The 15,162-nt window shown below is 56.9% G+C and carries 14 protein-coding genes; 8 read left to right on the forward strand and 6 right to left on the reverse strand.

What is annotated here, in order from left to right; genetic code table 11:
• The first annotated feature begins 153 nt into the window (after window positions 1-153).
• From rfbB to Abci_RS09360, 7 genes are all read left to right on the forward strand, one after another.
• Window positions 154-1,212: a dTDP-glucose 4,6-dehydratase gene (rfbB, locus tag Abci_RS09330; RefSeq protein WP_048838899.1), complete on the forward strand. Its 1,059-nt coding sequence runs from the start codon at window positions 154-156 to the stop codon at window positions 1,210-1,212.
• Between the two features lie 26 nt (window positions 1,213-1,238).
• The gene (gene rfbA / locus Abci_RS09335) at window positions 1,239-2,120 is read left to right on the forward strand and encodes a glucose-1-phosphate thymidylyltransferase RfbA (protein ID WP_181015847.1); all 882 of its coding nucleotides are present in this window, start codon (window positions 1,239-1,241) and stop codon (window positions 2,118-2,120) included.
• 52 nt (window positions 2,121-2,172) lie between these two features.
• Window positions 2,173-2,730 (forward strand): dTDP-4-dehydrorhamnose 3,5-epimerase, encoded by a 558-nt coding sequence (rfbC, locus tag Abci_RS09340; protein WP_048838901.1) that lies wholly within the window; start codon window positions 2,173-2,175, stop codon window positions 2,728-2,730.
• Between the two features lie 16 nt (window positions 2,731-2,746).
• Window positions 2,747-3,649 carry a dTDP-4-dehydrorhamnose reductase gene (gene rfbD / locus Abci_RS09345; RefSeq protein ID WP_048838902.1) on the forward strand — a complete coding sequence of 301 codons (903 nt, stop codon included), beginning with the start codon at window positions 2,747-2,749 and terminating at the stop codon, window positions 3,647-3,649.
• 84 nt (window positions 3,650-3,733) lie between these two features.
• Window positions 3,734-4,714 carry a glycosyltransferase gene (locus tag Abci_RS09350; RefSeq protein ID WP_048838903.1) on the forward strand — a complete coding sequence of 327 codons (981 nt, stop codon included), beginning with the start codon at window positions 3,734-3,736 and terminating at the stop codon, window positions 4,712-4,714.
• A 180-nt stretch (window positions 4,715-4,894) separates the two neighbouring features.
• Window positions 4,895-7,507 carry an FtsK/SpoIIIE family DNA translocase gene (locus Abci_RS09355; protein WP_048838904.1) on the forward strand — a complete coding sequence of 871 codons (2,613 nt, stop codon included), beginning with the start codon at window positions 4,895-4,897 and terminating at the stop codon, window positions 7,505-7,507.
• The gene (locus tag Abci_RS09360; RefSeq protein WP_048838905.1) at window positions 7,504-8,208 is read left to right on the forward strand and encodes an RluA family pseudouridine synthase; all 705 of its coding nucleotides are present in this window, start codon (window positions 7,504-7,506) and stop codon (window positions 8,206-8,208) included. The genes Abci_RS09355 and Abci_RS09360 overlap by 4 nt, the downstream gene beginning before the upstream one ends.
• Window positions 8,209-8,224: 16 nt before the next feature.
• Here the strand turns inward: Abci_RS09360 and Abci_RS09365 are convergent, their stop codons facing one another.
• Genes Abci_RS09365 through Abci_RS09390 form a run of 6 tightly spaced genes read right to left on the reverse strand, consistent with a single transcriptional unit; the run spans window position 8,225 to window position 13,954 of the window.
• Window positions 8,225-9,397: a glycosyltransferase family 4 protein gene (locus Abci_RS09365; RefSeq protein WP_146806816.1), complete on the reverse strand. Its 1,173-nt coding sequence runs from the start codon at window positions 9,395-9,397 to the stop codon at window positions 8,225-8,227.
• 4 nt (window positions 9,398-9,401) lie between these two features.
• A complete protein-coding gene (locus Abci_RS09370) occupies window positions 9,402-10,085 on the reverse strand; it encodes a glutathione S-transferase family protein (RefSeq protein ID WP_048838906.1) in 684 nt (227 codons plus the stop codon).
• 12 nt (window positions 10,086-10,097) lie between these two features.
• Complete coding sequence (gene mnmA, locus Abci_RS09375; protein ID WP_048838907.1) at window positions 10,098-11,180, reverse strand: tRNA 2-thiouridine(34) synthase MnmA; 1,083 nt, start codon at window positions 11,178-11,180, stop codon at window positions 10,098-10,100.
• 35 nt (window positions 11,181-11,215) lie between these two features.
• Window positions 11,216-11,530, reverse strand: a complete 315-nt coding sequence (locus tag Abci_RS09380; protein WP_048838908.1) for a ferredoxin family 2Fe-2S iron-sulfur cluster binding protein — start codon at window positions 11,528-11,530, stop codon at window positions 11,216-11,218.
• A 43-nt stretch (window positions 11,531-11,573) separates the two neighbouring features.
• Complete coding sequence (locus Abci_RS09385; RefSeq protein WP_048838909.1) at window positions 11,574-12,758, reverse strand: cysteine desulfurase family protein; 1,185 nt, start codon at window positions 12,756-12,758, stop codon at window positions 11,574-11,576.
• 38 nt (window positions 12,759-12,796) lie between these two features.
• Window positions 12,797-13,954, reverse strand: a complete 1,158-nt coding sequence (locus tag Abci_RS09390; RefSeq protein ID WP_244877637.1) for a cysteine desulfurase family protein — start codon at window positions 13,952-13,954, stop codon at window positions 12,797-12,799.
• A 453-nt stretch (window positions 13,955-14,407) separates the two neighbouring features.
• On the opposite strand from Abci_RS09390, the gene Abci_RS09395 reads away from it, so the two are divergent.
• Window positions 14,408-15,073, forward strand: a complete 666-nt coding sequence (locus tag Abci_RS09395) for an alpha/beta hydrolase (RefSeq protein ID WP_048838910.1) — start codon at window positions 14,408-14,410, stop codon at window positions 15,071-15,073.
• Window positions 15,074-15,162: the final 89 nt, after the last annotated feature.

Consider the following 15,162-nt stretch of genomic DNA (forward strand, 5'->3'; position numbering starts at 1 on the left):
TGCGTTGAACACACCATAACTTTCCAGTGTCATGACATCATAGATACAAATTTTGCAAAATTGATATCATTACTGGCTAACACGACTCTTCTGGGCTATGTTTGCCTTGTGCTATTTTGAAGTTGATTTTGGTCCACCAACAGCGGAATCTCAATGCGTATTTTATTGACTGGCGGGTGCGGATTCATCGGGTCTGCAGTAATCCGTCACCTTATGCGAGCAACAGATCACTCTGTTCTCAATGTTGACTGCATGACCTATGCCGCCTCAACCGAAACCGTAGAAGATGCTGCTGCCACAGGACGCTACGAGTTCGCTCAGGCCAACATTGTAGATGGCGCCGCAATGAGCCATCTGTTTGAAACATTCCGTCCGGATGCTGTCATGCATCTTGCGGCAGAAAGCCACGTTGACCGCTCTATTGATGGTCCGGGCGTGTTCATTCAGACCAATGTTGTCGGCACCTACTCTCTGCTCGAAGCTGCACGCAAATACTGGCTGACGCTGGAGCCTGACGCCAAAAAGGCATTCCGCTTCCACCACATCTCCACAGACGAGGTGTTTGGGGCACTGGAGGCCAATGACCCGCCCTTTACTGAAACGACACCGTACGATCCGCGCAGTCCATACTCTGCCAGCAAGGCAGCCTCTGACCATCTGGTCCGGGCCTGGTATCATACTTACGGGCTACCAACATTTGTGACCAACACCACGAACAATTACGGTATCTGGCACTTCCCGGAAAAACTGATCCCTCTTGTCACCATCAACGCGATTGAAGGCAAAGAACTGCCGGTTTACGGCAAGGGGGACAATGTTCGTGACTGGCTGTTTGTTGAAGACCACGCTGAAGCGCTGGTAAAAGCTGTGGAAAATGGCGTGCCGGGCGAAACCTACGCCATTGGCGCGCGCCAGCCACGCACGAATCTTGAAGTTGTCAAAACCATCTGCGCCGTACTGGACGAGTTGCTGCCAGACCCCGCTGGCCCGCGCGAACGCCTTATCCGCTATGTGTCGGACCGTCCCGGCCACGATTTCCGCTATGAAATTGACCCGTCCCATGCCGAACAGGCGCTGGACTGGAAAGCAAAACATACTTTTGAAACCGGCATCCGCCGCACCGTGCAGTGGTATCTGGATAACCGCGACTGGTGGGAAAGCATTCGTGCCCGCCGCTACACTGGCAACCGTCTGGGGACCGTCAAAGAATGACCCAAAAAGCTCCTGTGCCTACGCCCATGAAAGGCATTCTGCTGGCTGGCGGGTCAGGCACGCGCCTGTACCCCATGACGCTGGCGGCCAGCAAGCAGTTGCTGCCCGTTTATGACAAACCCATGGTGTATTATCCCCTCTCCACGCTGATGCTGGCCGGGATTCGGGACATCATGATCATCAGCACACCGGCTGATATCCCGCAGTTCAAACGGCTGCTGGGCGATGGGTCTCAGTTCGGGGTGAAATTTGAATACCGCGCTCAGCCGTCCCCGGATGGTATTCCGCAGGCGTTTCTGATTGCAGAAGACTGGCTGGACAACGCACCGTGCGCCCTGGCCCTTGGTGACAACCTAATTTTTGCGGACCATCTCAGCGCAGCACTGCGTAGCGCAGCACTGCGGCCCGTAGGTGCGACAGTGTTTGCGTATCAGGTCCGTGACCCAGAGCGTTATGGCGTGGTTACGTTTGACAGCACCGGCCGCGCCCTGAGTGTTGTGGAAAAGCCGGTAGACCCACCCTCCAACTGGGCGATCACGGGTCTGTATTTCTACGATAACCGCGTCCTTGAGTTTGCAAAGCGGGTCAAACCGTCTGCCCGTGGTGAGCTGGAAATTACCGACCTCAACCGCTTCTATCTGGAAGAAGGCACGCTCCATGTCGACCGGCTGGGCCGTGGGTGCGCATGGCTGGATGCCGGCATTCCTGACAGCTTGATGGAAGCCGGTCAGTTTGTGCACACCATTCAGGCACGACAGGGCATGCTTGTGGGTTCACCTGCGGAAGTTGCATTCCGTATGGGATACATCACAGCAGATCAGCTCCGGGCACACGCCCAGCGCATGATCAAGACGGAACTGGGCCGCCTGCTCATGCAGGTTGCCGATTCTGCGCAGGACGGCTGCTGAGTGCAGCCGTCCTAAACTCTTTGTCCTCTGCTTTTGATCAGGAGCCTGTGCCATGAAGGTTGAACGCCTCGCTATCCCCGATGTTATTCTCGTAACACCCCCACGTTTTGGCGATAATCGCGGTTTCTTTTCTGAAACCTACAATGTTGACCGTATGCGGGACGCTGGCATTGCACAGCCTTTCGTGCAGGATAACCAGAGCCTTTCCCGCCAGAAAGGGGTTGTACGTGGCTTGCATTGCCAGCTTGACCCACATGCTCAGGGCAAGCTGGTGCGCTGCACCAAAGGCGCTATCTGGGACGTTGCTGTCGACGCACGCACAGGCTCTCCCACCTATGGCAAATGGGTTGCAGCCGAGCTGTCGGAAGAAAACTGGTCACAGTTGTGGATTCCACCGGGCTTCCTGCACGGATTCTGCACACTGACTGAAAATGCTGAAGTGCAGTACAAATGCACCGGCCTTTACAGCAAGGTTTCTGAGCGCGCTGTGATCTGGAACAGCGCTGAACTTGCCATTGACTGGCCCGTGAAACCAGAAGAAGCCGTGCTGTCAGAAAAAGATCTGGAAGCACCTGAGTTCTCAGCCGCCAAGGGCTGGTTCCACATTTAAGGGCAGGAGTGTTTTCATGAGTGTTCTGGCATCACAGGGCGGCCCCATTCTGGTAACAGGTGGTAAAGGGCAGCTTGCTACGTCTCTGGTCAATCTGGGCGGACCCCGTATTCAGTGCGTGGGTCGGCCTGAGTTTGATTTTGACAAGCCTGAAACTCTGGCTGCCACGCTGGACGCCATCAAGCCGGTCGCTGTTGTCAACGCTGCCGCCTGGACAGCCGTTGATCTGGCAGAAACTGAAAGCGATGCCGCAGCACGCGCCAACACCAGTGGCCCGGCTGAACTGGCACGCCTATGCGCGCTGCGGGATATTCCGTTTATTCACGTTTCAACGGATTATGTTTTTTCTGGCGATAAAGGCAGTCCGTATGTGGAGACAGACCCTGTTTCTCCACAAACTGTCTATGGCCGCACCAAGGCAGAAGGGGAGACGCTTGCCCTTGCCGCCAACCCTAAAACTCTGGTGTTTCGGACGTCCTGGGTCTACTCGGCACATGGCAAGAATTTCGTACGCACTATGCTGAATGCGGGCGCTAAAAATCCTGCACTCAAAGTTGTAGGCGACCAGCGCGGCAACCCGACCAGCTCTGATGATCTTGCGCAGGCTATTCTGTCCGTACTGGCCGTTCTTGAAAAAGATGGCTGGAAAGACAGTTACGCTGGCATTTATCATGTGTGCGGCACCGGTGAGACAACATGGTACGGCCTTGCCGTGGCTGCGTTGAAAGATGCCGAGGCCCACGGTCAGAAAATGCCTGAAGTTACGGCCATTCGCACAGAAGACTGGCCCACGCCTGCCAAACGTCCGGCAGATTCCCGCATGGATAATAGTAAATTAAACACTGTATTCGGTGTTACCATGCCCAAGTGGGAAGAGAGTGTTAAGAAAACCGTAAGCGAAATTTTCACACAGAAATAGCTCTACGTTTTTTGTGAAAAGGATATGGTATTTAAAATATAAAATGTCATATCCTTTTCTCTACACATATTTTTAGTACGCCTTATGCATCAGACTCTTGCACCCACCATACCCAGTGTTTCTTCGCAAAACTCTGATACCATTTATATTCTTCTCTCCATTTACAATGGTGCTCTTTATTTAAACGAGCAACTTGCCTCTCTTGAACAGCAGAATCATACCGATTGGGTGTTGCTGTGGCGGGATGATGGTTCAACCGATAACAGCCAAGCCATTATGCAGGCCTTTACCGCCAAAGTTGGTCATGCACGCTGCAAAGCGGTAGGGTTAGAGAATGGCAGGCATAAAGGCGTCCAGAATTCCTATTCCACCCTGCTTGCAGCCGTACCTGACAATGCCATGGCTGCCTTTTGCGATCAGGACGATGTCTGGCTACCAGATAAATTGACGCGTGGGTGGCAGGCATTGCTGGCAACACCTATTACACAACCGGGCCTTTACTGTGCGCGGCAAACCCTGACAGACCGCCATCTGGTAGCAACGGGACTCTCCCCGCACCTGCCTTCACAGACCAGCTTTCTGGAGGCCATGACCCAGAATATTGCTACTGGCTGTACCGTCATTCTGTCTCCTGCCGCCTGTAGACTCTTAAAAGCCTGCCCTCCCCCTGCTGGAAAAATCCTGCATGACTGGTGGGCCTACCTCATGGTGTGTGCCGCAGGCGGAAGGGTGGTGACGGATAACCAGCCTGTTTTGCTATATCGGCAACATGGGGCCAATACTGTAGGTTCTCAGGCGCGTTTTATGCACCGTGCGTTTGCCGCTCTTAAACGAGGACGCCATGCTTTCATGGCTATTTTCTGGGCCAATACCCAGACCTTACTGGCCAATAGGGACCATGTTGCACCCCAGAACGTGCAAAGTCTGCTTATTCTGGAAAAAGGGCTGCACTCAGGTTTGGCAGGCTTGCTGGCCCGATTCTCCATTTTGCGGCAGCTTCCGGACCTGAAACGGCACGGCATGATGGAGCAACTTGTCTTCAAACTCTGGTTTTTGCTGGGTTGATACGTAAAAATCTACCGCTTTGCCAAAACTCTGCCGTACAAACCTTCTTTATAGCCTCCGTTAACGATAGACTTGCGCTATCACTATAAACTGCAATTTTTGCTGCACGGACCATGACGGATCAGACACTGCTGAGCAGTGGGGTACCCGTCATCCCTATCGGAGTCAGGATCCAGACCTTTGGCGCGAACAAGCCACACACACTCTACCGACTATGTTGTGCCCTCCTACAAAAGCAAGCTTCGCTTAAAGCTTGAAGAAGGGGGAGGCATTCTGCTGTGCGTGCTTGCGTGTGCGCTTCTTGTTGCTTTGGTAACGTATAATCCCAAAGACCCGTCCTTTAATACGGCAACAGGCCAAGCCCCTACCAACCTTCTGGGCATGGCAGGAGCTGTGTTGTCTGACACATTATTGCAAGGGATTGGCATTGCGGCCGTAATGCCAGCACTTGTGCTGATGGCATGGGGGTGGCGCTTCATGAGCCATAGACTGTTAGGGCATGAATCCCTGATGGTATTTGGCCTGCGTGTGGTGGCCTTTCTGTGCCTTCTGCCCGTCTTTGGGGCGCTTTTTGCTGCACTACCTTTATTGTTTACGGCTCTGGCACCTATGTTGTGGCCCACAGCCGCAGGCCTTGGCGGTGGCATTGGGTTTTCAATTGCTCAGGCTTCTCTTTCTGCGGGCACAGCGGCTATCGGCCCTGCTGGCGGTATGGTTATCTGGATTCTGGGGTTGTTGCTGGCTTGCCTGCTGACAGCCTTGGCCACAGGGCTACGCCGTCAGGAATGGTTGGCGCTCTGGCGTGGTTTCATGGTGGTTGTCCGCCTGCCGGGCCAACTGGGTATGCGTTTTGTGCAGTATTATGCCAGCCGCAAGCCCCATGCAGAACCTGCCATAGCTTCCGGCCCGGCTGGCGGTTACGCCACCGGCGAGGAGACCTTGTATTCCTCCAGCCAAACACAGTCCGCCCATAGCCTGTTTGATGACCCGCTGGATGATGAAGACGACCTGGCATTTCATGATGAACCCTCACCCCCCACTCCAGGGACTGCTCTTGCCCTGCGGGAAGAGGCCGCATCGGCACCATCCCTGCCTGCCGCAAAAACAACCATGCCTACAGTACGGGACGAAAGCGCTTACGCCGCCCCCACGCCCGCACCGGTTGCCACGCCACAAGCCGCACAAACAAAGAATGGCCTACTGGGTCGGCTCTTTAACCCGGAAAAAACAGGCGCAGGCGCTGCTGCCAAAACCATGCCAACCACAAAGAAAGGGGGGTGGGAGCTTCCTCCACTTGGCCTGCTCAAACCCCCTCCTTTAAGTGCCCAGCATGGTCCCTCAGCAGATGCGCTGAACGCAACCGCCCGTCTGCTGGAGCAGGTTCTGGCAGATTACGGTGTGCAGGGCACCATTGTGGGCATGAGCGCCGGCCCTGTTGTCACGCTGTATGAACTTGAGCCTGCCGCCGGTATTCGGTCTGCCCGTGTGATTGGTCTGGCTGATGACGTTGCTCGGTCTCTGTCCGTTTTGAGTGTGCGTATTGCTACGGTGCCAGGCCGCAATGTGATTGGCATTGAAGTCCCTAACCAGACCCGTGAAACCGTTTACCTCTCAGAACTGCTGAACCAGCCAGAATGGCAGAATGACCCGGCCCAGCTTTCTCTGGCGCTGGGTAAAGACATTGCGGGCGAACCAACGTTCAGTGATCTGGCACGCATGCCTCACCTGCTGGTGGCCGGGACAACCGGGTCAGGTAAATCTGTTGGCGTGAACGCCATGATCCTGTCGCTGCTCTACAAGCTTTCGCCTGATGAGTGCCGCCTGATCATGATTGACCCCAAGGTGCTGGAACTGTCGATTTATGACGGTATCCCCCACCTGCTGACACCAGTTGTGACCGAGCCCGCAAAGGCGGTAAACGCCCTGAAATGGGTTGTGCGTGAGATGGACCGCCGCTACCGCACCATGGCGCATCTACAGGTGCGTAACATTGCCGGGTACAATGCCCGCGCTGCTGAAGCCCGCGCTGATGGTGAAATTGTTGTCCGCCGTGTGCAGACAGGGTTCGACCCGGAAACTGGCACCCCGGTTTTTGAAGAGCAGTCCGTAACGCTTGATCCCATGCCCTATATTGTGGTGATCATTGACGAGGTGGCTGACCTGATGATGACGGCAGGCAAGGAAATTGATGCCTGCGTCCAGCGTCTGGCCCAAAAGGCACGTGCTGCGGGTATTCACGTTATCATGGCCACACAGCGCCCATCTGTGGATGTGATTACCGGCACCATTAAAGCCAACTTCCCAACCCGTATCTCCTTCCAGGTTATCAGCAAATTTGATAGCCGTACCATTCTGGGGGAACAGGGCGCTGAGCAGCTTCTGGGGCAAGGCGACATGCTCTTTATGCAGGGCGGTGGCCGCATTACCCGTGTTCATGGTCCGTTTGTGGCGGACAGTGAGGTTGAGCAGGTTGTCAACTTCCTGAAAGAACAGGGCGAGCCGATTTACGATGACGATGTGCTCTCCGAACCAGTAGAGGACGCGCCAGCCAGCAGTGGTGGAAGCAGCCGCTCTGGCAACAGTGATGGCGAGTCCGATATGTATGATGAAGCCGTAGCGATTGTAACGCGCGAGGGAAAAGCCTCCACGTCCTTCGTTCAGCGCCATCTGTCCATCGGCTATAACCGGGCTGCCAAACTGATTGAACAGATGGAAAAGGAAGGCATTATCAGCCGGGCTGACCATGTTGGTCGCCGGAAGGTTCTGGTGGGTGCCTCCCGCGAGGAAGAATGACCTCGTCTGACGCCCTCCCCTTCCCGCTGGATATTCTCTACCAAGACCAGCATGTGGTTATTCTCAACAAACCTGCGGGCCTTCCTGTCCACACTGGCCCCGCAGGTGGCCCTTGCGTAGAGCAGTATTTTCCGCAGCTTTCCCGCCGCAAGGATGGGCCATGGCTTGCCCATAGGCTTGATACGGAAACATCTGGTTGCCTGGCCATAGCCTTACGCAAACAACCGTTGCTCACCATGCAACAGGCCTTTGCCACCAAAACCGCTCAAAAAACATATTGGGCCGTGGTTGCTGGTGGCCCGACCACTGACACAGGGGAGATTGACCTTCCCCTTTTAAAGCAGAGCAGCCGGGACAAAGGGTGGCGTATGGTCGCCTCCCCCAAGGGGGACGCGGCCCGTACAAGCTGGCATGTCTTGGGCCGGGGAGCGGGCTTATGCTGGCTTGAGCTGATCCTTCACACTGGCCGTACACATCAGGCCCGTGTTCATTGTGCCGCCATGGGCTGGCCTATTATTGGTGACAGCCTGTATGGCACACAGCACCCACAGGGCCTGCATTTGCTGGCGCGCAGTCTGGTGCTGCCTTTTACCCCACCACTGAGTGTTACCGCCCCACCCCGAGCGGGCATGACAGCTGCCCTAAAGGCATGTGGCTGGCAGAGTGATGACTCAATATCGCACCCCGTTTCTGGCGTTTAAAACGCGGCTTTAGGCCTTAGCGACATTGTTTCTGAAACGTGCCGCGCCACTGCCATTCCCGCACAATGTCCTCATGCAGTGCCAACCGTTTACTGCGTATAGTGGCTGTATCAAACGCCAAAGCACGGTGCATACCCTGCTGCCCCAGTTGCTGGCGCAAGCTGCCGTCCTGCACCAGACGGTCTAAAGCCGCTACAAAATTTTCCAGAGTGTCCGGGTCACAGTAAGACCCCGCATCTGCCACGATATCTGGCAAGCCTCCATGAGCGGAAACAAGAACGGCTGCGCCGCACGCCATGGCCTCAAGAGCCACCATGCCAAACGGTTCTGCCCAGCGGCTTGGCACAACAACAATGGCGGCCCGCGCCATGGCCTGTAAAACGCTGGCATGAGGCTGATAGCCACGCATGATGATACCGGCAGCCTGTGCCTTTGGCCTTAATGCCGCCAAAAAAGGTGTCTCTGGCGAAGCTGGCCCGAAGCGGTCAGCCCCGATCATCTCAGCGCGCCACCCCACGTTCTGTGGCAATACGCTGGCACAGGCCGCCACGAACGCATCCGCACCCTTATCGGCCACAATGCGACCGGCAAAGAGAATTGTTTTCTCTCTGATAGCAGGGCGAGGCGGCAGCACTGACAGGTCCAAGCTATTGGGCAGAACCCGAACACAGGCCTTGACGCCCTGACTGACAAAACGCCCCCTGACCCATTCTGACACAGCCACGACAGCGACTGCACAGCCCAGTTTTTCACGCTCTGCGGCACTTCGGGCAGCACGCATGGAGCAAGGGTCGTTATGAAGCACCAGCATTACGGGCACGTTTGGTAAAAGCCCATGCAAAGCCAAGGCAACATCTGGCCGGTTATGCACCTCTATGAGGTCAGGTTTTATGTATTTGAGGCGCTGTGCCACAGCCAAAGCGTAGCGTTTGCTCAGACTGTAGGGCCTGAGAAGCGGTTTTACGGGAACAAAGCGTACGCCAGAGAACGGTTGCCCCTGTGGCGCTTGGCCAAGAACCGTTTCCATACCGTCCGCCATGCGCTGCACCAGCAAGGCAATGGCCCCGGCTTCTCCCTCCGCAAACGCTTCTGACGGCGGCAGCACTGTCGCAATGTTCAGGCGTGTTGGCTCACATGTAGCGGAATCCGAAGCCGCAACAGTCGCACCACCCTCATGGCTGGACCCCATGGTGTCAGGGAATGGACTCGTAAAACGCGAGTTGCCATGTTTCTGGCTCCCGGTCTGCGGCGGCGTGCCAGTCCTGCATTAAGGGATGTGCTGCAACCGCCTGCATGTAAGCGCGTGAGACGTCAGACAAGCCCTCTACTGCATAGGATAGAAAGCGGTACACCACCGGCGCAAACATGCAGTCTGCCACGCCAAAATCTGCCCCAAACAGGTACGGGCCACTTTGGCCATAGCGTGTGCGGGTTTCTGTCCAGATACGGTCAATCCGCGCAACGTCTTTCAGTGTTTCCGCATCAAGTTCAGTTTGCAGAGCCCTGCTATTGCGGCCCAGATTCATGGGAAAACTAGACCGAACCCCGCGAAAGCCAGAGTGCATTTCAGCAGAAATAGACCGTGCCCACGCCCGCGCCGCACGGTCGGCGGGCCAGAGGGCTGGTGCATACTCAGCACAGTATTCTGCAATAGAGAGTGAATCCCACACCTGTATACCGTTATGCTCCAGATACGGCACACACCCATTAGGGGAGAGTTGCTTCAAAGCGCGGGTCTGGCCCTGCCCTTCCAGCGGTATGACCTCAACAGCAACAGGCAGACCCGCCAGCTTGACAGGGAGCCAACCCCTTAGCGACCACGACGAATAGCGCTGCGTGCCAATAACAAGGCGGCCCTGAGTCTGACTGTCCGTCATGCTGCTTTTTCCTTACGCTGCTGTCGCCTGCTCTGTCCGGCAGATGAATCCGCCCCCAAGAATACGGCTTCCGTCATAGAACACACAGGCCTGCCCGGGGGCTGGCATGGCAGGTTCTGTCAACTGCACCAGCGCACCCTGTGCTGTGGGAATAATCCGTGCCGGACGCGGCATCTCCCGCGCGCGCATCTGCACATGACATTCCAGCCCTTCGGGCGGTGCATCAACAAGCCAGTTTACATCCCGCACGGAGAGGGAACTAACAAAAGACCGTTCACGCGGCCCGATAATCACACGCCGGCGGCCAGGTTCTACCCCTACCACCATCTGACGCTCCCCATTCAGGCGGGCGGCATTCCCAAGGCGTTTGCTCTGCCCGACCGTAAAGCGCATGACCCCTTCATGCTGGCCAACAACATTGCCCTGAGCATCCACAATTTCACCCGCACCTGCCATTTCCGGGTGCATTTTTTCAACCAGGTCAACGTAAGAGCCGTCGCTGACAAAGCACAGGTCCTGACTGTCCGGCTTACCGGCAACAATCAGCCCGTATTTTTCAGCTTCAGCCCGAACAGCCGCCTTGTCCGGCATATCCCCCAGCGGAAAACGCAGATACTCCAACTGGTCACGCGTCGTGGCAAAAAGGAACCATGACTGGTCACGCGCACTATCCACCGGGCGGTGTAGTTCAGCCCCCTGCGGGCCTTCCACACGGCGCACATAATGGCCGGTGGCCATGGCATCCGCCCCAATTTCCCGCGCCAGCCCCAGAAGGTCCGTAAATTTTACGCCCTGATTGCAGGCTACACATGGCACCGGTGTTTCACCTGCTGCATAAGCATCTGCAAAGCGTTCAATCACGCTGTCCTGAAAACGGCGCTCGGCATCAATTACGTAATGCGGGAAGCCAAGGCGGTCTGCTACGGCGCGGGCATCGCGAATATCCTGCCCGGCACAGCATGCGCCTTTTTTGGCGGCACCACGGGAGTCATAAAGCTGAAGGGTGGCGCCCACCACCTCGTGCCCTTCTGCCTGAAGGCGGGCGGCAACCACGGAACTGTCCACCCCTCCGGACATGGCCACAAGAATGCGCATGGGCGCTTTCCTTTCTTTCTCGTTTACGGTCAGGTTCAGGCTGTACGCGGCAGGCGTACCACCAGCCCGTCCAACCCTTCGGTCATAACAATCTGGCACCCAAGGCGGGACGTCTTTTCAAGACCGAAGGCCAGATCCAGCATGTCTTCTTCATCATCCGTCGGTTCGCTCAGTTTGGGCGCCCATGACGGGTCAACAATGACATGGCAGGTCGCGCACGCCAAGGAACCTTCGCAGGCTCCTTCAAGGTCAACACCATGCTTGTGCGCAATTTCAAGCACGGAAAGGCCGAGTGGCGCATCAACCGTACGTTCGGTTCCGTCCTGTTCAACAAACGTCATCTGGGGCATTCGTTCTTATCCTGCCAAGGCTGTCTTTAACGCGGTGAGGCTCTCACACGCACAGTGATTCCTGAGGTGTGTGGGAAGCACGCACCTTCTGGGCGGCCTGTGCCAGCAACTCTGCCGCACGCTCCGCCTCGGCGGCTGAGGTAAAACGTCCGGGGGACAGACGCAAGCTTCTTGCTGCCTCGTCCCACGTCAGCCCCATGGCTTCAAGCACATAAGAGGGGGCCAAGTCAGCTGAAGAACAGGCGGAACCAAGAGAGGCCGCCACCCCCGGTTGTGCCGCCAGAACATCCAGTGCCCGTAGGCCTGCGGGAAGCCTCACACTAAACACACCCGGTAGCCGCTGGCTGTTCTGGGCGTTGACAAAACTTCCCGGCAGGCAACGCTGCAACCGGTCAACAAAGACTGTTTGCAAATGCGCCAGATGGGCTGCGTCCTGCCCGAGCTGCTCCCGCGCAATGGAACAGGCTTCCCCAAACCCAGCCACCAGAAAGCCCGGCAGGGTGCCAGAGCGCAGCCCCCGCTCCTGCCCGCCGCCAGAGAACAGCGGTTGCAGCCGTACCCGAGGCCTGCGCCGCACATAAAGCGCGCCTACCCCTTTGGGACCATAGAGTTTGTGAGACGACAGGGAGCCCAGAGCCACCCCCATAGCCCGCACATCCACCGGAATTTTTCCTGCTGCCTGTGCAAGGTCCGCATGCAAAAGAGCCCCAGCCTGCTGCACAAGCGGGGCAAGCGTTGCGTAATCCTGCAAGACGCCTGTCTCGTTATTCGCCGCCATAAGGGAGACCACAGCGGTGGGAACCTCCAGCGCACGGGCCAGTACGTCAGGGTCCAGCCGTCCATCCGGGCGGACGGGTAGTATGACCGGATCAAACCCTTCCTGCGCCAGATCACGCACGCTCTCCAGCACACATTTATGCTCTGTCACCACGGTCACCACCCGTTTGCGGGGGCTGCCTTGTGTGGCCAGAAAGCGGGCAGCACCCTTTATGGCCAGATTGTTGGCCTCGGTCGCGCCGGACGTAAAAATAATCTCACGGGCCTCTGCGCCAATCAGTTCAGCAACCTGCGTGCGGGCATGCTCAACAAGCGCTGCGGCCTTCCGTCCCGAGTCGTGAGTTGTGCTGTGCGGGTTGCCGTTTGTCTCCACCAGAGCTTTGCTCATCACGGCGACAACACGTGGGTCACACGGGGTTGTGGCTGCATGGTCAAGATAGAGAGGTTCCATCACCCTTTCCCCTGTACTGGCGGGATATACGCCCCGCTTCAAAAACTCAAAACTGACGCCGCGCCCTGCGCCATGCCCTGATAGGCCTTGATAAAGATATCTATGTCTTCATCCTGCACGTTCCAAGGGAGGGAAACACGAATGGCCTCACCGGCCTGATCGCCCAGCCCCATGGCCTGCAAGACATGCGAAAACGCGACCTTACCCGATGAACAGGCAGACCCGGCAGAAACGCAGATATGCGACAGATCAAGCCGCATAAGCTGCGTTTGCGCCTTACGGCCCGGCAGCACCAGAGATGTGGTGTTCCCCAGACGAGGTGCGTCTGCCCCACATATCTGCGCCCCTACAGCACAGGCGGCCTGTTCCAGCTTGTTCCGTAACGAACTGAGGTCTCTGGGCGTCTGCAATGCTGCTTTTAGAGCGGCCGCCAGCCCCGCAATAGCTGGAAGAGGCTGGGTACCGCCCCGCCGCCCCTGCTCCTGACCGCCCCCTTCAAAGAGAGGATCAAGCCGTGCCGGGGCCGGGCCGGCCAGTAGCAAAGCCCCAGCACCTTTCGGGCCGCCCATCTTGTGGCCGGACAGTGCCATACTGTTAATGCCACTCTGGTTCACTGACATGACCATACGCCCCGCTGCCTGTACGGCATCTACATGCAGATGCGCCGCATACTTCCGGCATAAGGAAGCTACGTCCGCCAACGGGTGCAAAACACCCGTCTCGTTATTGGCCGCCATCAGGCAGACAAAGGCAGGGGCGGCACCCTCGGCCTGAGACTGGGCCAGAGCGGCTTCCAACACCTCCAGCTTTACCTGCCCGCTCTCGTCCACAGGGAGCCATGCCACGTCGGCCCCAGTTGGCACGCCTTTGCGTACGGCATCGTGCTCTGTCATGCCAACAAGAAAACGCCTGCCCTGCCCGAGTCCGTGCATGGCCAGCACATTGGCCTCTGTCCCACCGGACGTGAAAATGCAGTTAAGCGGGGCCACATCAAACGCATGAGCAACATCATCGCGCGCCTGCTCCAATACGGCCCGCGCCATACGGCCCGCACGATGGACAGAGGACGGATTACCGGTAAGTTCTGCCGCTTCCAGCACGGCATCCCGCGCCTGAGGGCGGAGGGGCTCCGTCGCGTTGGCGTCCAGATACACCATGCGGGGCGTACGGGAGCCGCTTTGGGCGTTGGGGGTCATTGTTGCGCTCCCGTTGTAAAACAATTCTGCATAGCAGGCAGAAAACAGCCAATTGGACGATTTATGTGGAAATTTGGCATCTGCACCCGCTATAGAAGGGCCTATGGTCAATACCATACAGCACAGCAAGACCACTCGCTACGGAAACACTCGTTCCGCCGAGACCGGTCAAGGGACAGTAGGCAGGAAGTATGCCTGCATATTTCGGCACGTCAATGCCGGATTTTCTGTCTTCCCTTCCGCCTGTGGCCTGCATGGCACACTGCCCATAGCTGAGATCACCCTGCCTTCCGCTGTTTTACACGCCGGGAGCAGAACGCCTTTGAGAGTGTTTGCAGGTGCTTGATGCCTGCCTGTTCCGGCATGATGCGTGGCATCGCACCGTTTCGGGACACACGCCCAACCTGAATACGCCATGCCCTCGGACGTATTCAAACAGTATGCGGAAACCCTATGCCTGAGGTTATGTTTGCCGGTCCGGACGGTCGTCTGGAAGGACGGTATCATCATTCAAACGAACCTAACGCGCCGCTTGCTCTCGTGCTGCACCCACACCCGCTGCATGGCGGCACGATGAACAACCGTATTACCTACGCCATGTATCGCTCGTTTGAGAAAATGGGCTTTTCTGTCATGCGCTACAATTCTCGTGGCGTTGGCCGCTCTCAAGGGCGTTATGACGGTGGTATTGGTGAAATTTCAGATGCCGCCGCTGCCCTTGACTGGATGCAGATGGTCAACCCCAATGCCAGCGGCCTGTGGATTGCCGGTTACTCCTTCGGGGCTTTTGTTGGCATGCAGTTGCTGATGCGCCGCCCTGAAATTACTGGCTGGATCAGCGTTGCACCGCCTGCCACCTATTATGATTTTGGCTTTCTGGCCCCATGCCCATGCGGCGGCCTGATGATTGCTGGCGGCAAGGACGATATGGCTCCTGAACCCGCCATTCATAAGCTGGTGGACAAACTGAACACCCAGAAAGGTGTTACGGTAGACTACCGGGTTTTCCCGGAAGCGGACCATATCTTTGCCAAACAGGCTGAGAAAATTACCGCAGCACTGGAAGACCATGTCACAACTGCCATGGCCCAGCGTAACATGCCGCTGGCGGCTGACTAACAGCACAGGTTTTTCGGGCAGGCTTTTTCAGTCTGCCCGAAGCATGGCTATACCGCCCCGACACACCCCAAAAATTCTGACCGCCGCAG

This window comes from Acetobacter cibinongensis (genome assembly GCF_000963925.1).
Taxonomy (GTDB): Bacteria; Pseudomonadota; Alphaproteobacteria; order Acetobacterales; family Acetobacteraceae; genus Acetobacter; species Acetobacter cibinongensis.